The organism is Undibacterium sp. KW1 (assembly GCF_009937955.1).
GTDB lineage: Bacteria > Pseudomonadota > Gammaproteobacteria > Burkholderiales > Burkholderiaceae_D > Undibacterium.
In genome coordinates this window covers 5,752,971-5,775,582 of the sequence record NZ_AP018439.1, presented here as the reverse complement: position 1 = coordinate 5,775,582, position 22,612 = coordinate 5,752,971, and the positions used below count along the sequence as shown (strand labels likewise).

Sequence of the window (22,612 nt, the reverse complement as noted above, 5' to 3'; positions counted from 1 at the left end):
CAATACTTATTATTTGGACTTGCCCTGGCTGGCCACAGCTTGCAAGGCTGCGGCGATGGCTTCCTGGTCACCCAGATAATAATGTTTAATTGGTTTCAGGTCGGCATCAAGCTCATACACCAGTGGCTGGCCATTCGGGATATTCAGGTTGACGATGTCGTCATCGCTGATACCGTCTAGCATCTTGATCAGGGCGCGCAGGCTGTTGCCATGGGCAGAGATCAGGATGCGTTTGCCGGCGCGTATGGCTGGTGCAATGCTGTCGTCCCAGGCTGGCATGACGCGGGCAACCGTGTCTTTCAGGCATTCTGTCAGCGGTATCTGGCTGCGGTCCAGACCTGCATAGCGCGGGTCGTTGAAGGAAGTGCGGTCATCATCTTCTGCCAGCGGCATAGGTGGCGTGTCGTAGCTGCGGCGCCATACCAGCACTTGCTCGTCGCCATATTTGGCTGCGGTTTCTGCCTTGTTCAAGCCTTGCAGCGCGCCGTAATGACGTTCATTCAGACGCCAGTCATGGATCACTGGCAACCACATCAAGTCCATTTCATCGAGTGTGCCCCACAGTGTACGAACTGCGCGCTTGAGTACCGAGGTATAGGCCAGGTCAAAAGTAAAACCGGCTTCTTTCAATAACTTGCCAGCCTGGGTGGCTTCTGCCACGCCTTTTGCTGTCAGATCGACATCAGTCCAGCCCGTAAAACGGTTGTCCAGATTCCAGGTAGATTCGCCGTGGCGCATTAAAACGATTTTGTACATAGTGTGCGAGAAGTAGGGATGAGTGATTTAGTATGCGATTGCGGCATCTATTTTATAATGACGCGCTTCTGATAACCATTTTTACTACTGGAATCCTGTGAATTTCATTCTTACCAACTACAATTATGTGTGGTTAGCCCTTGCCCTGATCAGCGGCGGCGCATTGTTAATACCTGCCTTACAAAGACGTGGTGCCAAGGTATCGCATTTTCAAGCCACACAATACATGAATCAGGGCAAGACCCTGGTGCTGGATGTGCGCAGCGCCGAGGAATTTGCCGCCGGACATTTGCCAAATGCCAAACATATCCCGCTGCCAGAGCTGAATGACCGTCTGAAAGAGATAGAAAAATCAAAAAGCAATGTGGTTATTACTGTGTGTGCTTCCGGTGTTCGTTCTTCCAGCGCCGCCGGTTTGCTCAGCAAAGCCGGTTTTACCCAGGTGTTCAGCCTTGACGGTGGTATAGATTCCTGGAAGTCGCAAGGCTTGCCAACAGTAAAGTAAAGCAGGAGAGCATCATGAAAGCCCATGTAGTCATGTATACCACCGCCGTGTGCCCCTATTGCACGATGGCAGAACGCCTGTTGAAATCCAAGGGTGTCGAAGAGATAGAAAAAATCCGTGTCGATCTTGAGCCCGGTGTGCGCGAAGCGATGATGAAAAAGACCGGTCGCCGCACCGTGCCACAAATCTATGTAGATGACACTCACGTAGGCGGTTTTGATGACCTGTCTGCCCTCGACAGGGCGGGTAAACTTGATCCTTTGCTGAATCCGGTTGATTAAAAGCAGGTTTTTGCCGGATTTTCTACGGGTTTTACAGCAAAATTGCTGTTTTTGCAGACTACTTGCTACAATAGAGCGCTGCGATCTTGAAATGGCTGGAAACGGCCCTATCTGCCAGACTCGCTGTTCATTATTAATCTTTTAGAATTTTAGAAAGTTTCACATGTCTGACGAAAATCTGCAGCCCGTATTCCAAATTCAACGCGTTTATCTGAAAGATTTGTCGCTTGAACAGCCAAATTCCCCAGCTATTTTCCTGGAACAAGAAGCCCCAGGCATCGAAGTTTCTGTCGACGTAGGCTCTGAAAAACTGGCTGATGGCATCTATGAAGCCACAGTCACAGTGACTGTTACTGCAAAAGTCGGCGAAAAAGTCGCTTTCCTGGTTGAAGGCAAGCAAGCTGGTATTTTCGAAGCACGCAATATCCCTGAAGATCAACTCGATCCTCTGCTGGGTATTGGCTGCCCTAATATCGTTTATCCATACCTGCGTTCCAACGTAGCAGATGCGATCACACGTGCTGGCTTCCCTCCTATCCATCTGTCAGAAATCAATTTCGAAGCGTTCTACGCGCAACGTCTGACTCTGGCAGCTGAACAGGCAAATGCCAATACTGAAGCGCCTACGACTATTCAGTAATTTGCTTCATTATTACGGGCCTGATCTGGTTATAGCCAGGTCGGCCTGATGAAAGATATCCATGCGACGCCTGCTGACGCCTTTGCCTTTGCTGTTATTGACACTGCTTGCGAGTAGTGCGGCGCAGGCTTTGGAATTCCGTTCCGTCGGCGCTTCGCCAGTCATCCTGTACGATGCCCCATCTGCCAAAGGTGCGAAACTGGCAGTGGCCCCGCGTGGCATGCCGCTGGAAGTGGTATTTACTTCTGGCGCATGGAGCAAGGTAAGAGATGTCAGCGGTGAAATGAGCTGGGTTGAATCCAAGGATTTGATCACCCGCCGCAGCCTGGTAGTGCGGGCCGCAAATGCCAAGATCAGGGCAGCGGCAGACGAATCTGCCCCGCTGGTCTTTAGTGCCGACAAGCATGTCTTGCTGGAAATGGCCGAGCCTGCTGCTGGTGGCTGGGTCAAGGTGAAACACCGTGACGGCCAGTTAGGCTTTGTCAAAATCAATGAAGTCTGGGGCCTATAGTGCTATAGTGCCCGGGCTGAATATATAGGCAGATGACAGTTTGCAAAAAAGGACAGCCTGCTGTCCTTTTTTTACATCTGCCCCGGTTATTAAAATAAGCAGGAGTCAGGGACAAGCATGAATATCAGCGTATTGGGCGCAGGTGCCTGGGGCACTGCCATGGCAATTGCCTTTGCTGCAAAAAACAATGTTTTGCTGTGGGGGCGTAATCAGGCTGCGATGTCTGCCATGCAGGCAGACAGGCAAAATAGTGATTATTTAAGTGGTTTCCCTTTTCCTGATAGCTTGCAGGTGACCGCAGATTTTGCCGCTGCCATGGCACATGCCGCTGGCGCTGATGGCTTGCTGGTGATTGCCACCTCAGTCTCAGGCTTGCGTCCTACGCTGGAAGCTTGCCGGGCTTACCAACCCAGGAACATCATCTGGCTATGCAAGGGCTTTGAAGAATCCACGCAGCTTTTGCCACACCAGGTGGCAGAGCAGGTGCTTGGACAGGACACTACCTTCGGTGCCTTGTCTGGCCCCTCGTTTGCACAGGAAGTAGCCAAAGGCTTGCCTTGTGCATTGACGATTGCCTCAAAGTCCAATGAACTCAGCAGCCTGGTGGTACAGGCCCTGCATGTGAATGCCATGCGGGTGTATTCCAGTGACGACGTGGTAGGTGTTGAAGTCGGTGGTGCAGTCAAAAACATCCTGGCGATTGCGACTGGTGTGGCCGATGGCCTGGGCCTGGGCCTGAATGCGCGGGCCGCCCTGATAACCCGTGGCCTGGCAGAAATCAGCCGCCTTGGTGTTGCCCTTGGTGGCCGTTCAGAAACCCTGATGGGTCTGACTGGCGTAGGTGATCTGATCTTGACCTGTACCGGTGATTTATCCCGTAACCGCAAGGTAGGTCTGGCGCTGGCACAGGGTAAATCCCTGGATATCATCGTACAGGAACTGGGTCATGTCGCTGAAGGCGTGCGTTGTGCACAGGCAGTACGTTCGCTGGCACAAGGTCTGGGCATACAGATGCCAATTACCGATGCCGTAGCTGGCGTACTGTTTGACGGGATTTCATTGCAAGAGATGATAGGTCGTTTGCTTGCCAGGGATGCCAAGCAGGAAACTCATTAAGACACTCCAGGCAAACACCATAAAAAGGGTTCAATAGCGCCGCCGGTACGCGGGCGAATGCAGGACGCGGGTGATGACAGTTTCAGGCACATGGTGTCTGCGCAAGAAGTGCATGGCCTTGGTCTGCCCCAGTACTTCAAGATAGTGGATGCCGAGATCGACCATGAAGCGCGTCATCACATCACGCCTGCGCAAAGGCTGCTTGTGCATGTGTAGCATTTTCCGGCGTCTGCATCCTGCCATGATGCCATCTCCCTGGGTCTTCTGAGTTTTGCTCAGTTTCAATAAACTCAGTGTAGAGCGACAAAGACCGGGCAAAGACAGAAATTAGGCAGTTTTGACATAGCTTAACAAAAAAGACCATGGTAGCCATGGTCTTTGTCTGCCCCTCGCCACATTCTGGCTGATTTCACAGGGCACTGGTATTGCTATTATTTAAAATCTGTCGCTGCCGTAAAGATGGCGAGCAAGTTCTCAAGACCCAACTGGTCTTCTGCATCGAAGCGTTTCAGGCGCGGGCTGTCGATATCAAACACACCATAAATCTCGCCGTCCTTGATCAAAGGGATGACTATTTCAGAGTTGGATGCTGAATCACAGGCGATGTGTCCCGGGAATGCATGTACGTCTTCTACCAGCACGGTACGTCGTTCTGCTGCGGCCGTACCGCATACCCCGCGTTTGAATGGAATGCGGGTGCAGGCGACCTTACCCTGGAATGGGCCCAATAGCAGGTCATTCGGGAATTCTGCATCTGGCTTGCTGGCCGGTGCGCACAGGTAAAATCCAGCCCAGTTCAAATCTGTGATGCTGCTGTAAATGAAGGCAGAAAACTGGGCTGCATTGGTGATCAGATTGCGTTCACCTTCGAGTACGCTGGCCAACTGGCGCGCCAGCATGAGGTAATCGGGTTTATCGCTGGCAGCAGGGGTATCAAACATGGGCGTTCCTGAAGAGTGTTTAATTTTCTTCCTGACTGTCCGTTTTTTTGGCGGCAGTAGCAGGTGAGGATAGGGGCTGGGATTTTCTTTTCGCAATCAGGTAATCAGGCAAGACTTTCCTTGCCTGATTAGCCCTGCCTTTGGCCGGTGTTTGTGATGGCTCAACACGAAACTGCATGCGTTGTCTTGTCGCCAGCGCTTTGTTAGCCATCTTGAATCCCGGATTGCAAATTTAAATTCAAATTACAGCACGTAGCGTGACAGATCTTCATTCACCGACAAGGCCTCCAGACGTTCATTGACGTAGGCAGCATCGATGGTGACCGTCTTGCCACTGTTCTGTTGAGCATCGAAAGAAATTTCTTCCAGCAGCTTTTCCATGACGGTATACAGGCGGCGGGCACCGATATTTTCTGTCGTTTCATTGACTGAATAAGCGATGCCAGCCAGTCTTTCCACGCCTTCAGGCGTGAAGTCTATCTGCACATCTTCGGTTGCCAGCAAGGCCTGGTATTGACGTGTCAGGCAGGCATCGGTACCTGTCAAAATACGTTCAAAATCAGCGATGGACAAAGATTCCAGTTCCACGCGGATAGGGAAACGGCCCTGCAACTCAGGTATCAGATCAGACGGCTTGGCCAGATGGAAGGCACCAGACGCAATGAACAGGATATGGTCAGTCTTGACCATGCCATACTTGGTATTGACGGTCGTACCTTCTACCAGTGGCAGCAAGTCGCGCTGCACGCCAGCGCGCGAGACTTCGGCGCCGCCAGTTTCTGAGCGTGAAGCGATCTTGTCAATTTCATCGAGGAAGACGATGCCGTTTTGCTCTACATTGCGTATCGCATCCTGCTTCAGTTCTTCTTCATTGACGAGTTTGCCTGCTTCTTCTTCTATCAGCAGCTTCATCGCTTCCTTGATTTTGAGTTTGCGTGACTTCTTGCGGCCATTACCCATGCCGGAGAACATGGTCTTGATCTGCTCGGTCATTTCTTCCATGCCCGGCGGAGCCATGATTTCCATGTGGGTGACGCCTTCGGCCACTTCGATTTCAATTTCCTTGTCATCGAGTGCACCTTCACGCAGGCGCTTGCGGAACGTCTGGCGCGTTGTATTGTCAGCCGGTGCAGCCTCGGTTTCACTAGAATGGAAACCAAAGTCGCGCGCTGGTGGCAAAAGGATGTCGAGTACGCGGTCTTCAGCCGCATCCTCCGCACGGGCACGTACCTTGCGGGTGGCGGTTTCGCGGGTTTGCTTGATGCCGATATCGACGAGGTCACGGATGATGGTATCGACATCGCGGCCTACATAACCAACTTCAGTGAATTTGGTCGCTTCGATTTTGATAAAGGGTGCATCTGCCAGTTTGGCCAGGCGACGGGCGATCTCGGTTTTACCTACGCCTGTCGGGCCTATCATCAGGATATTCTTAGGTGTGATTTCATGGCGCAGTGGCTCTTGCACCTGCTGACGGCGCCAGCGGTTACGCAGGGCAATCGCAACGGCGCGCTTGGCCTTGGACTGGCCAACCACATGCTTGTCAAGTTCAGAGACGATCTCTTGCGGTGTCATGTTCATTGCATATTCCAATTCATTCCAGTGTTTCTATGGTGTGCGACAAGTTGGTATAAATGCACAACTCACCAGCAATAGTCAGGGATTTTTTGACGATATCAACAGGCGACAAGTCAGTATTTTCAAACAGGGCAATCGCAGCGGACTGGGCGAAGGTACCGCCAGAGCCTATCGCACCTATACCCTGATTGGGTTCCAGCACATCACCATTACCGGTAATCACCAGTGTCGTATCCTTGTCAGCTACCAGCAACATGGCTTCCAGGCGGCGCAGCATGCGGTCAGTACGCCAGTCCTTTGCCAGTTCTACCGAAGCGCGCATCAGGTGGCCCTGGTGTTTTTCCAGCTTGGATTCAAAACGTTCTATCAGGGTGAACGCGTCTGCCGTGCCGCCAGCAAAACCAGCCAACACCTTGTTGTGATACAGCTTGCGCACCTTGCGGGCGGTGCCCTTCATGACGATATTGCCCAGCGTTACCTGACCGTCGCCGCCCAGGGCAACCAGATTGCCGCGTCGCACCGTCAAAATCGTGGTGCCGTGAAATTGTTCCATATGAACCTCAAAAAATAGTGCCATTCCTGCACGCGAACATGGGTCATGAACGGGCAGTATAAGCAGGCCAGATTGCCTGATTCGTAGAAAATGGGGTGTTTTTTCTGAATTGCAAGCGTGAACAAAGCGGGTACATATCACCATCAGAGTGATGACAAAAGACCACCTTGCTATAGTTTAGTGCTTGCGTGGGATAATGCTGGCGATGTTTTTCAGGCCCATGGCATTGAACAACATCATGACCAGGTAATTGACGCCTTCAAAGCGTATATTCATGCCGGCTTTGCTGGCGATAGGTGCCAGGCCATTCAATAATTGCGCAGAGGCACCAAATTCCACACGTTCCAGACGGGTGCAATCAAGGATCAGCGGGTTGTGCTGTTCTGCCTGCATGGCAATATTGGATATCAGGAATTCTGTTTTGCCTTCAACCACTTTTGGCATCATGTAGCGGTCGGATGCTTCTTCCTGTGCCGGGGCTTCAGGCAGGGCGCTGGTGATATTATTCTTTGGCGCTTCAAACGATGGCGGCGACACTTCGAAAGTAATACAGTAATCCATACTGACTTCTTCGAAGGCTTGCTCGAAATGCAGCAATTGCAAAATTTCCAGCAATAACAGCCATGGCGCTTCGGTCTCGTCGCGGCGGCCTACCAGCAAGATGCTGCGGATTTTATCTGCCAGGTCTTTGGCACCCACCAGCAACAAATCATGGCCGGATTTTTTCAAACCCTTGAGTGCGCGCAATAACAGGCCGCAACCTATGGGATCGACTTCCTTGACGCGGGAAAAGTCCAGGCGCAGGCTTTTGCTCTTGCCTGCCGCTACCTGCAGTTTTTCCAGTGATTTGATGGTGCTGCTATCGAGCTTGGCCGGGAAGCTGACATTTGCGACCGTGGTATCGCCCTGCGACTCGGCATCATTGTCATTGCCAGCCTGGTTTTCGGGCCACAAGGGGGGCGAGGTCTCAAACTTGTTGGCGTAATCGAGCGACAGGCTTTCAAACTTGTGCTGGTCGTTCGTGATGCGGTACAGATCAAACAGCATTTGCCAGCCGATTTCGGTGGCACCACCGAGTTCATGGTTATGCACGGCAGACGCCAGCATCTGTTCAGCAACTTCATTCTGGCCACTGGCAAACAGTATGGCTGCTTCTTCAAGTACAGGGACGGTTTCGCTGTAGGCGAGGGCAGAGGCCGACATTTCCGAGTTCTGCCCTAACAGATAATCTGTAGGCATCATCATCGGCAACGTGGTCTGGAATTCTACCGGCGGCGCTTTTCTTTCCAGCGGCTGGGTGGGGCACCCAAATCGGTTTTGGTGATGGTCGGCGGACGGGTCTTGACGATGTCACGCGACATTTCAAATTCTATGGCGTCAATTTTTCTCTCGGTAGCACGGGCGATATGGCGCTGAGCAATAATCGAATTGCTAAAAACCTCACTGTCCTGGAAACCGCCAATGACGGTATTACCATTCTTGGAGCGCGTCTTTCTCGAAGAAGATTTCTCGGTGGAGCGATCTTCTTGCTTGACACCTTTTTTACCGAAAAGAGAAAAAATCCCCACTTTGTTCCCAAATAAGAATAGAAGCGCTGACCACCCGGTAGCGAATTTGACGAGTGCTTAGTATATTCTGATTTCCGTTCCAATGGTTGACTGGGCTCAACTACTCCAGACAGTTTTTCTTCAAATGTTCTTTTAATTGCTACGCAAGATCGGTGAAAACCTTGCAAAAAAGCTGCTTTTTTGCAGGAAATGGGGGCGGATGCCGCCTCCCATACCTACAGCTTATGAATTAATAACCTAAACGTCAATTACATCTGCTTACATTTTTCTTGCAATTCTTAGCTGATTTTTTAACATTAAAAGCTGACACGCAGTCCCGCCAGCACATTTCTGCCGGGCTGAGGCAGGGTTTCTTTCAAAACTGAAGTAGAAAGACGGATATCCTGGTTCAGCAAATTCTTTGCCATCAGGAACCAGGTCAGCTGCATATTCTGGTAAGGATGGGTATAAGTCAGACTGGCATCGACCTTGGTATACGCCGGTGTAACAAAACCTTCAAAACTGGCCAGCCTGTCCTGACGCAAAGCATGCAAGACATCCACGCCAGCACGCCATGCACCAGTGCGGTAGCCAATGTCAAAACCGGCACGTGTGGCTGGTTGTAATGGCAGGTTGCCCATATTATCAAGACTGCCACGAGAGTAATCGGCAAAAGCGCGGCCCGACCAGCCTTCGCCCAGCAGGTTGTAACTGATCTCGGCTTCACCGCCACGTATGGTGGCAGATGCCTGCGACCAGTTGCGCAGCGTAAATTCTGCATCAGCATCAGGGATACCTGCTTCATCTACCTTGATGCCATTGGTATGGCCGTAGATGTAATTATTGACCTTGTTCAGGAAGGCATTGATCTTCCAGCGCAGCAGACCATGGGTTTTTTGTATGCTGAATTCCAGATTGCGCGAGGCTTCTTTTTTCATGTCGGTATTGCCGATATCAAAAGTGGCAGTCGATTCATGTGGCCCGGCGGAATACAATTCTTCTGTCGCCGGGGCACGTTGCGCCCATGACAGGCTCAGGCCTGCGCCATAAGATTTGTCGAATTGCCACAAGCCACCGACAGAAGCCGAGAATAAATTGAATTCACGCGCCTTCAGGCCAGTGCTGGCTTCCGGCGTGCGCTTCACATTTTCAAAGCGCATACCAGTGCTGGCCATGACATCGGCAATCTGCTTTTGCTCGACAAAGAACAGCGCAACTGAATTGGACTTGGTACTTGGCACCGTATCGGCGCGGCCAGTCGTGGCAGACAAGGCAGAGAATTTCACCTGCTCAGTCTGCAGGCCCCAGCTACCTTGCCAGCCAGCCCAGGATGGGTGAGACAACAAAATGCGGCTTTCCAGCATCTGGTTCTTGAAGTCGGTGACGGGCGTACCGTCCTCAGCTTTTTCAGTGTGCTTATAGTCGGTGGCACTGAATTTATATTTCAGTGTATCGAAACCGCTCAATGGCGAATTGAGCAAACCATCAATGTCGAGGCGGTTTTGCTTCAAGTCGATGAAGGAACGTTCTGCCGTTGGTATGCCGTAATGGTCATTCAGGGTTTGGACTGCGGCACCGACATAACCCCAGGATTGGATGACAGACGCACCCAAAGCCAGTGAAGATTCACGGGTAAAGCTGGATGGCACACGGCCACTGCCTGAGCCTGGGTCGCTCAAAGAGATATTACCTGGTATTTTATAATTGCCCGTTTCGCGGCTGGCACCGTCTGCATGCAGTCCGATCACGCCGCTGGAACCATCGAGCGAGAATGACAGGCTCTTTTCTGAATTGACACTGCCGAAGCGAACTTCGCCTTCACCCGTCATTTTCTTGTTCAGGATAGTTGGTATGCGGTTGTCGATGACATTCACCAGGCCACCAATCGCGCCGCTGCCATACAGCAAGGCAGCAGGGCCGCGCAAGACCTCTATCTGTTGGGCAGTCGCACTTTCACTGGCAACGGCGTGATCATTCGACAGGCTCGATACGTCAGCCACACCCATGCCGTTTTGCAGGATCTTGACACGCGGGCCTTCGAGGCCGCGGATGATGGGGCGCGAGGCACCGGCACCAAACCCGGATGCAGAAACGCCTAGCTCGGCTCCCAGGGTGTCTCCTAGTGAAGTGCCAACCTTGGCCCTGAGCTCTGGGCCTGACAATATCTTGGCTGGAGTGAGCACTTGCATATTCTCGTCAGAGCTGATCGGGTTGGAAGTGACGGTCACTGTATTGATGGTGCCAGATGCGGAGTCGCTGGTGGAGCTTGTCTGGGCATATGCCTGAGAGGCGGGTGTCAGTACAGGCGTCAAAAGTGCCAGCACTGCGCTGGTGATCAGAGTGCGTTGAAAAACCATGTTATTTCCTGTTTGCGATATAAAAGACAAAGAGCAGCGATATTCCAGACGCCAAAAGCATCTGGAAAACCGGATAGCCAGATGCACAGTTCAGTGCGTTCTGGCGCTGGTCAGGCAAACAGGAAAGGCGGGGCGCGCGAAGAAAAAGAGACTTGCAGCAGGGCATGCCAGCTCAGCATCGCAGGGCTGGGGCCAACGATAGCCTTACCAGCCAGCAGTTCTATGGTATCTGGTATATGTTGCAGGAATTCAGCGGCACTGACGGCATCGTACAAGGTGCAGGAGTGCAGGGTATTACCATTCTCATCCTGGCTGCCGGACTGGAAAAGGAAGGTCCCCAGTTGTGCAGTTTGTGGCAAGACACCAGTAAATACCTGGCTGCTGGCACCGCCCGCATGCGAGATACGATGTGCCAGCCCCAGCCATTGCGTAAATAACAGCGCAGGCAGCAGAACACACAGCAACCATCGTTTGCTGTTTTTTATACTGGTCTGGGTGGGGCGTAACATCTTGGGATTACATTTCCAGTGAATACCGGGTCAAATTCAGGTCAAAAATTAATCAATATCTGTAGCAAAAAACCGACAATACACCAGCATTATGACAGCCGGATGGCATGGTCTTGCATCGCTTGGAAACAATTATCTGATAAAAGTTCAATCGCATGCAACATGGTTGCATTCAATTTCAATAAAAAAGCGCGCAGTTGCCACCGCACGCTTTTGCGAATCAGAAGCGCTGGAGATTGATGCTAAAGCTCAGTCACCGTACAGCTTTTGTTTCATTTCACGTCTTTGCTGTGCTTCCAGCGACAGGGTCGCTGTTGGACGCGCCAGCAAGCGTGGTACGCCAATTGGTTCACCGGTTTCTTCGCACCAGCCGTAATCGCCTTCATCAATACTATTGATGGATTGCTGTACTTTTTTCAGCAGCTTGCGTTCACGATCACGGGTGCGCAATTCCAGCGCATGTTCTTCCTCTATCGTGGCACGGTCTGCCGGGTCTGGTACTAATACGGTTTCACGAAGATGCTCGGTGGTTTCGTCGGCGTTCTTCAATAAATCCTTCTCAAGCTGCTGCAAACGGGCCTTGAAAAATGCCAGTTGTGCAGCGTTCATATAGTCCTTCTCGCCCATCTTGAGGATTTCTTCCTCGGTGAGCAGAGCTTCGGGTGCGCTGACTGTAGCAGTCGATTTAGATGATTTAGTTGCCACTTCGCTAACTTTCGATACGACGGGTTAATACATAGAACAAATCTGAAACAAGTTTGCCCCAGACAATTATCCTCCCCTTATTGATAAAGTAAATGACATTTGCATGAATGCCACTTGCACGACAGACAAGGTCTGACTTCAATAGCCCGCTAGTTTATACCAAACAATGCTCCAAACCTTGAATAAATATGTCTTTAGGTAGATTTTTGCCAATAAATACAATCTTGCTTTCGCGCAATTCGTTTTCTCCCCACTTGGCACCCACATCAGTCCCCATGATTTGATGTACCCCCTGGAAAATGACCTTGCGGTCTGCGCCTTCCATCAGTAATACACCTTTATAGCGCAACATGCGTGGGCCAAAGACTTGCACCAGGCCACCGAGGAATTCATCAAGCTGCCCGGTATTGAAGGGGCGCGTGCTCTTGAACACAAAGGCGGCGATATCGTCAGAATGATGGGCGTGATGGTGGTTATGTACCTGCGGGGCATGGTCACCGTGCTCAGCATGTTCTGTATGTTCATTATGATGATGGTGTTCATGCTTGCAATCTGCATCGCAAGCTTCATGTTCGTGATCGTGCTCATGTTCTGCTTCTTCAGCACGCAGGAAGTCGGGGTCGAGATCAAGCTTGGCATTCAGGTTGAAGCCTTTCAGGTCCAGCACTTCGCTGATGGCAACCTTGCCAAAATCGACTGCCGCGATGGGCGCACGCGGGTTCATGCGGGTCAGACGGGCGCGCAATGCGGCTACTGCTTCGGCATCAACCAGATCGGTTTTCGATAACAGGATCTTGTCGGCAAAGCCAACCTGGCGCTGGGCTTCTTCATGTTCATCGAGTTGCTGCATGCCATGGCGGGCATCAACCACCGTGACCACCGCATCGAGCATGTAATATGTGCCGACTTCTTCATCCACAAAAAAAGTCTGTGCTACCGGGCCAGGGTTGGCCAGGCCTGTGGTCTCTATGATGACGCGGTCAAAACTCAGTTTGCCTTCATTCTTTTGCTGTATCAGCTTGCTCAGCGCAACGATCAGGTCACCGCGCACCGTGCAACAGACGCAACCATTATTCATTTCCACAATCTGTTCATTGCTGTCCTGCACCAGGATTTCATTGTCTATGTTTTCCTGGCCAAATTCATTCTCGATGACGGCAATCTTGTGACCGTGATCTTCCTGCAGGATACGGTTTAACAGCGTGGTTTTACCTGCACCCAGAAAGCCGGTCAGGATAGTGGTAGGGATTAATGCCATGATTTTCTCTAATACTTAACAAGTTCTTGTACTGTTTAGGAATTACGAAAAATTGTCCCAGCAAGGCCGTTGCTTCAAGAAACATCCCTTGCAAGGGATGTTCGTTACGTCGGCAGGCAACATGTTGTCCGAAATCCCGACTTCACCGCAGCTGGGGCGGTTTTTCGTAGTTCCTTCTATTTGGCGCAGTCGGCGCACCAGCCTTTGATGGTCAGCTCTATATCGTGACTTTGAAAGCCTCGCCCCAAGGTCGTCTGCAAGGTTGCCTGCAATTGCTCACGCAAGCCTGGCGGCTGTTTGGCATCATCCAGACAAAACACCCTGGCGCAACGGGTGCATTTGAAATGCCCGTGCTGATGCTGGGCTGGATGGTCCTTGTTGCCCGCAGTCTCACTACCCGTGCTGTAGCGGAATACCCTGTCATCGCCAGAAATTTTATGCGCCAGCCCGGCATCGGTCAGGCAATCCAGTGCGCGGTACAGGGTGACCCTGTCCATGTCGGGCAAGGCATCCTGCACTTCCAGATGCGACAGTGCGCGCTGGCTGGACAAGAGTTCAGACAAGACATTCAGGCGCGCATCGGTTACGCGCACGCCAGCCCCCGACAACAGTGTCGAGGCTGCGCCATGATGATGGGCAGTTGTGGGAGGTTTGGCTCTGGTAGAGGGTGATTTCATAGTCATTCCATCGTTTGCTGGCAGGGACAAGAGCGTGCTGCTTACGGTTTGAGTACGGTCTAATTACGGTCTAAGTACAGTCCATGCACCGTCTCTCGTCTGCCTTCTATATATGCCTATTATGCCTCAAAAATGCAATTCAGTTGCAAAAGTATTGGCCAGCGATGCCGGAGGAGAGCAGAGCAGCATTTGTGCAAAGAATTTTCCGGACAGGAGTAGCAAGCGATTTGGGTGCCTGGCGCAAGTGTTGTAAAGAAAAAATCTCGCGTTTCACTTGCCTGTCATATTCACTTCTTATACTCCTGCCCGAACTTGCCCATACTCATAGCAAGGTTTTAATCGCAAATTCAGGCGCGCAATTGGTGACCAGTAGTCTCCGGTTGGCTCATTTTGTCGCAATCAACTTTTGGAATTCGAATCATGTCAGATCAACCTCAAGCCGGTCGCCGTCAGGCACTTAAATTCCTCGCAGGCGCTCCTTTGCTGCCGCTGGGCGCATTTTCCACGGCCTCATTGCTGAGTGCATGTGGCGGTAGCTCGACAGCAGCGACTCCTGCGACGGTAACGCCAGTCGCAGCGAATTTTGTTGGCGCAGAATTTACTGCGATGCCAGCACCATCTCTGGCAAACGCAGCAGCAATGGCGACCACGACTGTGGGTTCGACACTGAGCGTCAACTTCAGCGACAACAGTTCGCAAACTTTCAAGCTGGCTTACCAGCCTTTCTTCCTGACTGGTGACCTGGTGCCAAATGGCAGCGGCGGTACTATCCTGGCGGGCGGCTACTACGATATCAATAACAAACCTATCATCGACAAAACAGTGCCAGGCAAAGAACGCCAGTTCTTCTCTGATTCTCCTGACGGTACATCCCTGCTGTCAGTAGCAAACCCGACAGTCACAGGTATCAAAGGCAAGGCAGTATTCGCTGTTGTGCAGTTTGAATACACGACCTGGGCGCAGGATGGCACGACCGATATGTATGGCAAACTGCCTTCCCCTATCGCCGTACTGACACTGGATCAAGACCAGGCTACCGGCAAACTGAGCCTGGTGAAATATCACAATGTTGATATGTCCAAGGTCAATGGTCTGTGGATCACTTGCGGTGCGAGCTTGTCCCCTTGGGGCACTCATCTGTCCAGTGAAGAATACGAGCCTGATGCATTCACTATCTCCACTAACACCCAGTTCAAGGCCTATAGCACGAACTTGTTTGGTGACGAGAATAAGGCTAACCCTTACCACTATGGCCACATGCCAGAAATCACTGTCAATCCTGACGGTACTGGTACAGCGAAAAAACATTACTGCATGGGCCGCCTGTCACATGAGCTGGTACAAGTCATGCCTGACAACCGTACTGCACTGATGGGTGATGATGCCACTAACGGTGCTATCTTCATTTTCGTGGCCGACAAAGAAAAAGACCTGTCTTCCGGTTCACTGTATGTTGCCAAAATCGGTGCCGGTTTCTCTATCGACCCAGCTGCTGCCGGTGCTGCTCTGACCTGGATCAAGCTCGGCTCTGCCACCAGTGCAGAAATCGAAGCCATGGCAAATACTCTCAAGCCTGCCGACATCATGGAAGTGGCAACAGCCGATCCTAAAGATGCGAGCTTCACCAAGATTTACTACAGTGGTAAAGTGCAGTGGATCAAGATCAAACCAGGCATGGAAAAAGCAGCAGCCTTCCTGGAAACCCACCGCTACGCAGCTTACATGGGTGGCAGCATGGCCCTGACCAAGCTTGAAGGCACGACAGTCAATGCCAAGGACAAGATCGCTTACTCCGCTTTGCAAAACATGCAAAGCTCCATGGTGCGTGGCAATGCCGCCTGGAATGAAGCTTTTGGCGTGACGCTGGAAAAAGCAGTGAATGCCGGTGCAGTATTGGCACACACACTGGCTGGCGGCCAGAAAGATACCGCTGGTGCCGCCATCAACAGCGACTGGGTACCAACAGTCACCAAGACCCTGCTGATCGGTGAGGATATCGCTGCCGATGCCTTGGGTAACCTGGCTAATCCAGACAAGATCGGTGCACCTGACAATCTGAAGTTCTCAGAAAAACTGCGTACCCTGTTCATTGGTGAAGACAGCAGCTACCACGTGAATAACTTCTTGTGGGCTTATAACGTCGATACCAAGAAGTTGTCACGTATTGCCTCCATGCCTTCGGGCGCTGAAGCTACTGGCTTGTCAGTCGTCGATGACCTGAATGGCTGGACTTACATCACCAGCAACTTCCAGCACGCAGGTGACTGGCTGGCGATTCACTCCATCGTCAAGCCGACGCTGGACCCATTGGTACGCGCCAACTACAAAGACCGTTTCGCATCTGCAGTTGGTTACCTGACAGCGGATGTCAGCAGTGTCAAGCTGGCTAAAGCATAAAAAAGAGCCTTGTTGTTGAATCAGGAAAAGCAGCGGATTCGCTGCTTTTTCTTTTTCTGGCGCTGAATTTGTAACTAAGTTTGCTGGCAGGTATCACTACCCACTTTCCAGAAAAGTCCTGTGCTACATTAACAAGCTATTGTAGAAAATGTCATTTCTCAGGAGCCTGGAATATCATGCACGATACGCTGAAGTCATCCTTGCTGGTCCTTTCCTTGTTTGCCAGTTCCATGGTGTTGGCCGCCGTCAACCCTGCCTATGAAAAAGTATTGACGACGGATGCACCGAATGCCAAGGACCATCCCATGACCGGGCGTTACCAGGGCTCCAGTATTTTGCTGCAGACGCAAAAAGCCTATGATGAAATTGCCTTTGCGGCTGGCTCGGCGACTGAGCCAGATTACAGCAGCAACAAGAAATTTTCCAAGGTACAAAAAGCTGAGGGGGCGCTGACGCGTACTGTCTATGTTTCTCCCAAAGGACGGTCTTCGCTGGAAGTGTTCCGTAATTTTAGTGATAGCCTCGGCAGCAAAGGCTTCAAACCCATATTCCAATGTGATAACGATAGCTGCGGCCCATCCTTCAAGAGCCTGAAATACAACTGGAATGAGAAACGTACCCATGTGCAGGGCGAGGGTTATGATGTAAATCGGAATCGCTATGTTCAGGGAGTTTTCGATGGCGCCAAGGACATCCGTTATGCACTGCTGCAAAAGGGAACTGGTGCAGCGACGACTTATGTAGGGGTGTATGCTGCACTCAATTCTGGTGGCAGCATGGGGGACCTGAGTGAAAGCCTCAATGACAGGGTTACTGTGCTGGTAGAAGTGCTGGAACCAAAAGCCATGGAACAGAATATAGTCACCGTTGATGCCGACGCCATCAGCAAGGAACTGGCAGCGAATGGTGCAGTCAGTTTCTATGGTCTGTATTTTGATACTGACAAAGCCGTCATCAAGCCAGAATCCAAACCTCAGCTTGATGAGATGGCCAAATACCTGAAAGCCAATACCGCAGCAGTGTATATCGTCGGCCATACCGACACCCAGGGCGTGCTTGACTACAATATGACTTTATCTGGCAAGCGGGCCCAGGCTGTGGTTGACGCACTCAAGGGTTATGGCATTGCCGATGCGCGTCTGATCGCCAAAGGCGTAGGCCCACTGGCACCGCGTGCTTCCAATGCTGCAGATGCTGGCCGTGCCAAAAACAGGCGTGTAGAAATGGTGTTACGTTAAGCTAATTACCGCTTATTTCTTGGCACGTGGATGCGTCTGGTCATAGACCTTGGCCAGATGCTGGAAATCGAGAGAAGTATACACCTGGGTTGCTGCGATAGAGCTGTGGCCCAGCATTTCCTGGACGGCGCGCAAATCACCGGAAGATTGCAAGACATGTGAGGCAAATGAGTGCCGCAACATGTGTGGATGCACATTAGCCGGGATATCCAGGCTTTGCGCATGTGCTTTCAGGCGCAGTTGTATCAGGCGAGTGGAAATGCGGGTGCCGCGTTCTGTTAAAAACAGCGGGTGCGGGTCAGCCTTGACCAGGGTTGCCCTTATCGCCAGCCAGTCATGCAAGGCATCCAGCGCGGGTTTGCCTACCGGGACTATGCGTTGCTTGCCGCCTTTGCCGGTGACGCGGACTTCGGCTTCCTGCATATCTACCCAGCCCGCCGAGCTATAGCCTGATTCTGTGACAGCCGCGACATCCAGGCTTGCAAGCTCAGATACCCGTAAACCACTGGAATACAGGAGCTCGAACATCGCACGGTTGGCGCGCGCAGTAGGCTGGTCACCGCCCTTGTGGGCTACCAGGCGCACCGCATCATCTGCCCCCAGGGCTTTGGGCAGAGGTTTGCTTTTCTTGGGAGCGCGCACGCCTTCAACCGGATTAGCGGCCAGATCGCGTTCTTCTGTCAGCCAGCGGTAAAAGCCACGCCAGCTCGACAGTTTGCGGGCAATGCTGCGGGCGTTTTGTCCATCAGCATGCATTTGGGCAGCGAAGCGGCGTATGTGATGGGTAGTCAGGCTGGCCAGGTCGGTTTTCCCGGCCTGTTCTGCGAGCTTGATGAGCTCGCGTAAATCCAGCAGGTAACTGTCCAGCGTGTGTTGCGATAATTGTCTTTGACTACGCAAGACTTCCAGATAAAGACTCAGATAATCGTCTTGCGTATTCATGTCATGCTTAATCTGGGCTAAATATCCACCAGGCAGCTCAGTGCAGCACTGCTGGTATCTGCAATCTTGCTGAGGAAATCTGTTGCCATGTCCTTGGTATAGCGGTTGGGGTCGGGTGAACCCAGTACCAGCAAACCAAAAGTCGGACCATTACCAGACAAACGCAAAGGCAGCATGGCCAGTGATTCAACCGGCTGCTCTGTCTCTATCCAGCCTGCCGCTTCAAAATCATGGTTCTTGCCACAATAAGGCGTGGTCAGGCCCTTGGCAAACAACTGTGCATCATCGCTGGTGCTGCTGGCAAACCAGGTATGGGCAAAATCCTCAGCCACACCCCACAGGCGCAGGGTCGCATGCGGCAGGTCGAAGATATCCTGCAAACCCTGGGTCAGTACATGGGGTAAATCGACGTCATTGCGGGCCAGCAGCAGCGCGCGCGTCCAGCTCTGGAACTTTTGGCTGATGTCATGGTTTTCTTCGGCGATGCGCAGCAAGTCTGCCATGCGCAATTCCAGGCTGCGATATTTTTCGCGTACGACTTCCATTTGCCTTTCCTGCAAGGAAATGGCACGCCCCATGACAGGGCTGGTCAGTTTGATGGAACCCAGCAATTCTGCATGTTCTTCAAAAAAATGCGGATGCTGTATCAGGTAGGTGGCGATATCAGTGGAATTCATTATGTTTCTGTTAAATTAATTTCGCCTTCAAAGACGGTCACTGCCGGACCGCTGAGGAATACTGGCTGGCCTTCACCCTCCCAGGCGATCGAAAGTTCACCACCGCGCATGCTGACACGTACCGGGCTATCCAGCAAGCCCCGGCGCAGGCCAGCTACAGCAGCGGCACAGGCACCGGTACCACAGGCCAGGGTTTCTCCGGCACCGCGTTCAAACACGCGCAGGCGTATGTGCTGGCGATCCACAACCTCCATGAAGCCAGCATTGACGCGGCGCGGGAAGCGAGGGTGATGCTCTATCAGCGGGCCATCAGCAGCGACCGGGAAGTCATCGACCGAGGCTACCACCTGCACTGCATGCGGATTACCCATGGAAATGGCAGAAATCCAGACCTGTTTGCCATTGATGTCCAGTGGCCACAAGCTGTCATGTCCTTCAGGCCTGGACTCCAGACCTTCGGCATTGAATGGTACCTGCGCTGCTTCCAGTATGGGTGCGCCCATATTGACCGTGATTTTGCCATCTGCCCCCATGCGCGGCTCTATGATGCCGGACATGGTCTGCACACGTATGGTCGATTTGTCGGTCAGGCCTTTTTCGATGACAAACTGCACGAAAGCGCGCGAGCCATTGCCACATTGTTCGACTTCGCCACCATCGGCGTTATAGATACGGTAGCGAAAATCGACGTCCTGGCTTTCTGGTCGTTCTACCACCAGGATCTGGTCTGCCCCTATGCCAAAGCGGCGGTCAGCAATCAGCCGCCACTGGGCAGGAGTGAAATTGATGTGCTGGTTAATCGCATCGATAACGACAAAATCATTACCAGCGCCATGCATTTTGGTGAATTTGAGTTTCATGCTGCGATTATAGCCTCAGACAGCACAGGTCATGGCATTCCATGCCTTACTCAACCTGATACACGCCACAGCCAAGCACCAGATTATCCTCTACTGCCTCTATATAAGAGATCTTTGCTTCCGTCTTTTTGGAGACGGGATTGACAATGGTGTAACTGACCCAGCCGCCAGTTGCGGGGAGGGAAAATGCATCACTGACAAGCTTGCGGCCATCCAGGCCATCGACATGAAACAGGTTGACCTTGAGTTTGGCGGCATTACCTGCAAAAGCCAGATATTGACCATGACGGTCAAAGGCAAACACATACATGTCGCGGTCTGCATACTGCTTTTCAGCATCGGCTGTGATGATTTGCAGGGCAGACCTGCCCCTGGAATGGTAAAGAGGCACAGCTTTTTTGACCAGGGCATAGGCTTCATCTGCCGTTCCTTGCAGCAGTTTGAAGGCCGAGACTGACCTGGTTAATGCGTGGGCACGCTCGTCAAGACTGATGGAAGCATGTTTGGCCTGCTCCGCCATCTGCGCATTGCTTTGTGTAATATCATCCAGATGGCGCAAGGCTTCTGAGATTTGTGACAGGCCATTGCTTTGCTCGCTTGATGCCACAGAGATGGCATTGATGTTATTTGCCAGGTCACGGATGCCGGTGACTATCTCGCTCAGGGTCTGGTTGACATTGCTGATCTGGTTCACACCCTGATCCACCCTGTGCACAGAATCATCAATCAGGCGCCTGATCTGGCGGGCAGAATCAGCGCTACGCTGCGCCAGACTGCGCACTTCGCTGGCAACGACGGCGAAGCCACGGCCATGCTCACCCGCGCGCGAGGCTTCCACCGCCGCATTCAGGGCCAGGATATCGGTCTGGAAAGAAATGCCATCGATAAGGCTGACAATTTCCTGCACCTTGCGGGCGCTCTGGTGTATGCCATTCATGGAATCGACGGCAGCACGCATGTCGTCACCTGTCGATTCTGTGATCAGGCGCAGATTTGCTGCCAGGTTATCGACTGCCCTGGCACTGTCTGCATTCTTTTTGACGGTATCTGCGAGGTCATCGACGCTGGCCGATGTTTCTTCCAGGCTTGATGCCTGTTGCTCAGTCCTGACGGTCAGGTCATTGATATTGGTCGCCAGGCCCTCACCGAGTTGCGCCACCATGCTGGCATTGCTGCGCACATTCGCCACCAGTCTGGACAAGTTGCCATTCATGCTATCGAGCAAGTTACCGGTTTTTGCCAGTTCATCCTTGCCGGTGATGCGTATATGATTGGTCAGGTCACCAGCGGCTACTGCATGGGCAGAGCGCCCGACCTGGTTCAGGGCAGACATGAAGCCACGGTAAAACCCCAGCGCCAGATAGCAACTGAGGATGACGATTACCCCCGTGCCCAGGCTGACCAGGTTTTGATACAACTCCATCTGGCTGCTGCGGTCTCTTAACATGCCTGTCAGTTTGGCCAGCATCTGGGTCTGTAATGCCAGGGTTTTCTCTATGGCTTGCGTGCCTTGGGCAAAATAGGCACTGGCATCACCACTGATGCTTTCTGCCAGCAGGTTTTTCCTGGCGAGTGCGGCAAAGGTCTGGGCTGCTTCGATGGCTGCCTGTTCTGCAGTGCTGACATCAACACCAGCCCGTTTCATCGCCTCATCGAGATCAGTCACCCCATTCATCGCTGCCTGCAAGGCATCAAGGCGCGAGATCAATCCCGCTTTTTCCGGGAACTCCATAGACCCTGTCTTGATATAACTGGCACCCAGGCCGCGCAACAGCGCCACATGTTCTATCCATACAGGTAACTTGCGCAGGGAGATATCCAGCAACAGAAAGTTGGCGCTCTGGGTATCCGTCAGCAAGCCGGTCTTTTCACTGAGCAGGGCAGAGAATTGCAGGCTTTGCCTGATCAGGCGGCTGTGCTGGGCGACGTTGTCTTTGACATTGGTGGCAGTCTGGCCTGCAGCCAGTTGCTGCAGTTCATCAGCACTGGCTTTCCACGGCCCTTGCAGGCCCAGGTCTGCATGATTAAGCAAGAACTGGTCGAGCTGGGCCAGGCTGTTTTTCAGCTCAGTCCGGGTTTTTGCCAGATCATCATCCAGCTTATCTCCGGCAAGCTTGAGATTGACCTGGCCACGGTGCTTTTGGGTCTGGATGACTACGTTCATGATCAGGCCATTTGCCTCCACACCGTCCAGGCCGCTGTGGGCATTGATGGCATCAGTTCGTATCTGGTTCAGGGAAAGGCTGGCAAAAAACAACAAAGGCAGTAGCAAAATAATAAATATACCCAGTAACTTGGTGCGCAAACTGAGTTTGCTCATCAAGACTGTGCAGGGATACATGATCTTATCTATCAGTGTTGCTTTGTTCCCGGACATGATTTTCCTTGCCTTTGTGGTCTGATGCAAAATTGCCCCTGCGGCGCAGTCCCTGTCTATCTTGTGGCTGCTTTTAATAAAACCTATTTTCCCAGATTCCAGTCATTGATACGATAGAAATCAAATACATAAAAAGCAAAATTTTGATTGTATCCAGACCGGCCAGTACACTTTGGGAAAGTGTCAG

General features: G+C 52.1%; 24 protein-coding genes. 7 read left to right on the top strand and 17 right to left on the bottom strand.

Annotated elements, in window-relative coordinates; genetic code table 11:
• Positions 1-9 precede the first annotated feature (9 nt).
• A complete protein-coding gene (gene gpmA / locus UNDKW_RS26080) occupies positions 10-756 on the bottom strand; it encodes a 2,3-diphosphoglycerate-dependent phosphoglycerate mutase (protein WP_162061135.1) in 747 nt (248 codons plus the stop codon).
• Positions 757-853: 97 nt separating this feature from the next.
• Here gpmA and UNDKW_RS26075 point away from each other — a divergent pair, with 97 nt between their 5' ends.
• The 5 genes from UNDKW_RS26075 (at position 854) to UNDKW_RS26055 (ending at position 3,809) form a co-directional block, all read left to right on the top strand.
• Positions 854-1,261, top strand: coding sequence for a rhodanese-like domain-containing protein (locus UNDKW_RS26075; protein WP_162043741.1), 408 nt, complete (start codon positions 854-856; stop codon positions 1,259-1,261).
• A 14-nt stretch (positions 1,262-1,275) separates the two neighbouring features.
• Positions 1,276-1,542 (top strand): glutaredoxin 3, encoded by a 267-nt coding sequence (gene grxC / locus UNDKW_RS26070; protein WP_162061134.1) that lies wholly within the window; start codon positions 1,276-1,278, stop codon positions 1,540-1,542.
• Between the two features lie 163 nt (positions 1,543-1,705).
• The gene (gene secB, locus UNDKW_RS26065; protein ID WP_162043739.1) at positions 1,706-2,182 is read left to right on the top strand and encodes a protein-export chaperone SecB; all 477 of its coding nucleotides are present in this window, start codon (positions 1,706-1,708) and stop codon (positions 2,180-2,182) included.
• A gap of 61 nt (positions 2,183-2,243) precedes the next feature.
• Positions 2,244-2,693 carry an SH3 domain-containing protein gene (locus tag UNDKW_RS26060; protein ID WP_162043738.1) on the top strand — a complete coding sequence of 150 codons (450 nt, stop codon included), beginning with the start codon at positions 2,244-2,246 and terminating at the stop codon, positions 2,691-2,693.
• 117 nt (positions 2,694-2,810) lie between these two features.
• On the top strand, positions 2,811-3,809 hold the full coding sequence (locus UNDKW_RS26055) for an NAD(P)H-dependent glycerol-3-phosphate dehydrogenase (RefSeq protein ID WP_162061133.1): 999 nt from the start codon (positions 2,811-2,813) through the stop codon (positions 3,807-3,809).
• A gap of 30 nt (positions 3,810-3,839) precedes the next feature.
• On the opposite strand, the gene UNDKW_RS26050 is transcribed toward UNDKW_RS26055, so the two are convergent.
• The 12 genes from UNDKW_RS26050 to UNDKW_RS25995 form a co-directional block, all read right to left on the bottom strand.
• Positions 3,840-4,019 carry a hypothetical protein gene (locus UNDKW_RS26050; RefSeq protein ID WP_162061132.1) on the bottom strand — a complete coding sequence of 60 codons (180 nt, stop codon included), beginning with the start codon at positions 4,017-4,019 and terminating at the stop codon, positions 3,840-3,842.
• A 221-nt stretch (positions 4,020-4,240) separates the two neighbouring features.
• Positions 4,241-4,750 (bottom strand): GAF domain-containing protein, encoded by a 510-nt coding sequence (locus UNDKW_RS26045; protein WP_162061131.1) that lies wholly within the window; start codon positions 4,748-4,750, stop codon positions 4,241-4,243.
• 19 nt (positions 4,751-4,769) lie between these two features.
• Entirely contained in the window at positions 4,770-4,961 is a 192-nt protein-coding gene (locus UNDKW_RS26040) for a hypothetical protein (RefSeq protein WP_162057056.1), read from the bottom strand.
• 32 nt (positions 4,962-4,993) lie between these two features.
• A complete protein-coding gene (gene hslU / locus UNDKW_RS26035) occupies positions 4,994-6,331 on the bottom strand; it encodes an ATP-dependent protease ATPase subunit HslU (protein ID WP_162061130.1) in 1,338 nt (445 codons plus the stop codon).
• Positions 6,332-6,344: 13 nt separating this feature from the next.
• A complete protein-coding gene (gene hslV / locus UNDKW_RS26030) occupies positions 6,345-6,881 on the bottom strand; it encodes an ATP-dependent protease subunit HslV (protein ID WP_162043733.1) in 537 nt (178 codons plus the stop codon).
• Between the two features lie 177 nt (positions 6,882-7,058).
• The gene (locus tag UNDKW_RS26025; protein ID WP_162061129.1) at positions 7,059-8,120 is read right to left on the bottom strand and encodes an STAS domain-containing protein; all 1,062 of its coding nucleotides are present in this window, start codon (positions 8,118-8,120) and stop codon (positions 7,059-7,061) included.
• 26 nt (positions 8,121-8,146) lie between these two features.
• Positions 8,147-8,449 carry a hypothetical protein gene (locus tag UNDKW_RS26020; protein ID WP_162061128.1) on the bottom strand — a complete coding sequence of 101 codons (303 nt, stop codon included), beginning with the start codon at positions 8,447-8,449 and terminating at the stop codon, positions 8,147-8,149.
• 296 nt (positions 8,450-8,745) lie between these two features.
• On the bottom strand, positions 8,746-10,785 hold the full coding sequence (locus UNDKW_RS26015) for a TonB-dependent receptor (protein WP_162061127.1): 2,040 nt from the start codon (positions 10,783-10,785) through the stop codon (positions 8,746-8,748).
• Positions 10,786-10,895: 110 nt separating this feature from the next.
• Entirely contained in the window at positions 10,896-11,294 is a 399-nt protein-coding gene (locus UNDKW_RS26010; RefSeq protein ID WP_162061126.1) for a hypothetical protein, read from the bottom strand.
• Between the two features lie 249 nt (positions 11,295-11,543).
• A complete protein-coding gene (gene dksA / locus UNDKW_RS26005) occupies positions 11,544-11,948 on the bottom strand; it encodes an RNA polymerase-binding protein DksA (protein ID WP_110256573.1) in 405 nt (134 codons plus the stop codon).
• 205 nt (positions 11,949-12,153) lie between these two features.
• Positions 12,154-13,257: a GTP-binding protein gene (locus tag UNDKW_RS26000; protein ID WP_162061125.1), complete on the bottom strand. Its 1,104-nt coding sequence runs from the start codon at positions 13,255-13,257 to the stop codon at positions 12,154-12,156.
• Between the two features lie 176 nt (positions 13,258-13,433).
• Positions 13,434-13,934 carry a Fur family transcriptional regulator gene (locus UNDKW_RS25995; protein WP_370529056.1) on the bottom strand — a complete coding sequence of 167 codons (501 nt, stop codon included), beginning with the start codon at positions 13,932-13,934 and terminating at the stop codon, positions 13,434-13,436.
• 420 nt (positions 13,935-14,354) lie between these two features.
• Here UNDKW_RS25995 and UNDKW_RS25990 point away from each other — a divergent pair, with 420 nt between their 5' ends.
• Positions 14,355-16,331 carry a PhoX family phosphatase gene (locus UNDKW_RS25990; protein WP_162061123.1) on the top strand — a complete coding sequence of 659 codons (1,977 nt, stop codon included), beginning with the start codon at positions 14,355-14,357 and terminating at the stop codon, positions 16,329-16,331.
• 176 nt (positions 16,332-16,507) lie between these two features.
• On the top strand, positions 16,508-17,569 hold the full coding sequence (locus tag UNDKW_RS25985; protein WP_162061122.1) for an OmpA family protein: 1,062 nt from the start codon (positions 16,508-16,510) through the stop codon (positions 17,567-17,569).
• A 12-nt stretch (positions 17,570-17,581) separates the two neighbouring features.
• Here UNDKW_RS25985 and xerC read toward each other — a convergent pair whose 3' ends face one another.
• The 4 genes from xerC to UNDKW_RS25965 are packed head-to-tail and all read right to left on the bottom strand — an operon-like array spanning position 17,582 to position 22,425.
• Positions 17,582-18,511, bottom strand: coding sequence for a tyrosine recombinase XerC (xerC, locus tag UNDKW_RS25980; protein ID WP_162061121.1), 930 nt, complete (start codon positions 18,509-18,511; stop codon positions 17,582-17,584).
• 17 nt (positions 18,512-18,528) lie between these two features.
• Positions 18,529-19,188, bottom strand: coding sequence for a DUF484 family protein (locus tag UNDKW_RS25975; protein ID WP_162061120.1), 660 nt, complete (start codon positions 19,186-19,188; stop codon positions 18,529-18,531).
• Positions 19,188-20,048: a diaminopimelate epimerase gene (gene dapF, locus UNDKW_RS25970; RefSeq protein WP_162061119.1), complete on the bottom strand. Its 861-nt coding sequence runs from the start codon at positions 20,046-20,048 to the stop codon at positions 19,188-19,190. Before dapF ends, UNDKW_RS25975 begins: the two co-directional genes overlap by 1 nt.
• Positions 20,049-20,094: 46 nt before the next feature.
• Positions 20,095-22,425 (bottom strand): methyl-accepting chemotaxis protein, encoded by a 2,331-nt coding sequence (locus tag UNDKW_RS25965; protein WP_162061118.1) that lies wholly within the window; start codon positions 22,423-22,425, stop codon positions 20,095-20,097.
• Positions 22,426-22,612 lie beyond the last annotated feature (187 nt).

What these genes read in the sequence shown, in the direction of transcription:
- UNDKW_RS26025 (WP_162061129.1), bottom strand. Translation starts at nt 8,120, where the DNA reads ATGCCTACAGATTATCTGTTAGGGCAGAACTCGGAAATGTCGGCCTCT.
- UNDKW_RS25995 (WP_370529056.1), bottom strand. Translation starts at nt 13,934, where the DNA reads ATGAAATCACCCTCTACCAGAGCCAAACCTCCCACAACTGCCCATCAT.
- UNDKW_RS25975 (WP_162061120.1), bottom strand. Translation starts at nt 19,188, where the DNA reads ATGAATTCCACTGATATCGCCACCTACCTGATACAGCATCCGCATTTT.
- UNDKW_RS26000 (WP_162061125.1), bottom strand. Translation starts at nt 13,257, where the DNA reads ATGGCATTAATCCCTACCACTATCCTGACCGGCTTTCTGGGTGCAGGT.
- UNDKW_RS26040 (WP_162057056.1), bottom strand. Translation starts at nt 4,961, where the DNA reads ATGGCTAACAAAGCGCTGGCGACAAGACAACGCATGCAGTTTCGTGTT.
- UNDKW_RS26055 (WP_162061133.1), top strand. Translation starts at nt 2,811, where the DNA reads ATGAATATCAGCGTATTGGGCGCAGGTGCCTGGGGCACTGCCATGGCA.
- UNDKW_RS26015 (WP_162061127.1), bottom strand. Translation starts at nt 10,785, where the DNA reads ATGGTTTTTCAACGCACTCTGATCACCAGCGCAGTGCTGGCACTTTTG.
- xerC (WP_162061121.1), bottom strand. Translation starts at nt 18,511, where the DNA reads ATGAATACGCAAGACGATTATCTGAGTCTTTATCTGGAAGTCTTGCGT.
- hslU (WP_162061130.1), bottom strand. Translation starts at nt 6,331, where the DNA reads ATGAACATGACACCGCAAGAGATCGTCTCTGAACTTGACAAGCATGTG.
- UNDKW_RS26060 (WP_162043738.1), top strand. Translation starts at nt 2,244, where the DNA reads ATGCGACGCCTGCTGACGCCTTTGCCTTTGCTGTTATTGACACTGCTT.
- UNDKW_RS26010 (WP_162061126.1), bottom strand. Translation starts at nt 11,294, where the DNA reads ATGTTACGCCCCACCCAGACCAGTATAAAAAACAGCAAACGATGGTTG.
- UNDKW_RS25985 (WP_162061122.1), top strand. Translation starts at nt 16,508, where the DNA reads ATGCACGATACGCTGAAGTCATCCTTGCTGGTCCTTTCCTTGTTTGCC.
- UNDKW_RS26050 (WP_162061132.1), bottom strand. Translation starts at nt 4,019, where the DNA reads ATGCACAAGCAGCCTTTGCGCAGGCGTGATGTGATGACGCGCTTCATG.
- gpmA (WP_162061135.1), bottom strand. Translation starts at nt 756, where the DNA reads ATGTACAAAATCGTTTTAATGCGCCACGGCGAATCTACCTGGAATCTG.
- secB (WP_162043739.1), top strand. Translation starts at nt 1,706, where the DNA reads ATGTCTGACGAAAATCTGCAGCCCGTATTCCAAATTCAACGCGTTTAT.
- UNDKW_RS26045 (WP_162061131.1), bottom strand. Translation starts at nt 4,750, where the DNA reads ATGTTTGATACCCCTGCTGCCAGCGATAAACCCGATTACCTCATGCTG.
- dapF (WP_162061119.1), bottom strand. Translation starts at nt 20,048, where the DNA reads ATGAAACTCAAATTCACCAAAATGCATGGCGCTGGTAATGATTTTGTC.
- UNDKW_RS25990 (WP_162061123.1), top strand. Translation starts at nt 14,355, where the DNA reads ATGTCAGATCAACCTCAAGCCGGTCGCCGTCAGGCACTTAAATTCCTC.
- UNDKW_RS25965 (WP_162061118.1), bottom strand. Translation starts at nt 22,425, where the DNA reads ATGTCCGGGAACAAAGCAACACTGATAGATAAGATCATGTATCCCTGC.
- grxC (WP_162061134.1), top strand. Translation starts at nt 1,276, where the DNA reads ATGAAAGCCCATGTAGTCATGTATACCACCGCCGTGTGCCCCTATTGC.
- hslV (WP_162043733.1), bottom strand. Translation starts at nt 6,881, where the DNA reads ATGGAACAATTTCACGGCACCACGATTTTGACGGTGCGACGCGGCAAT.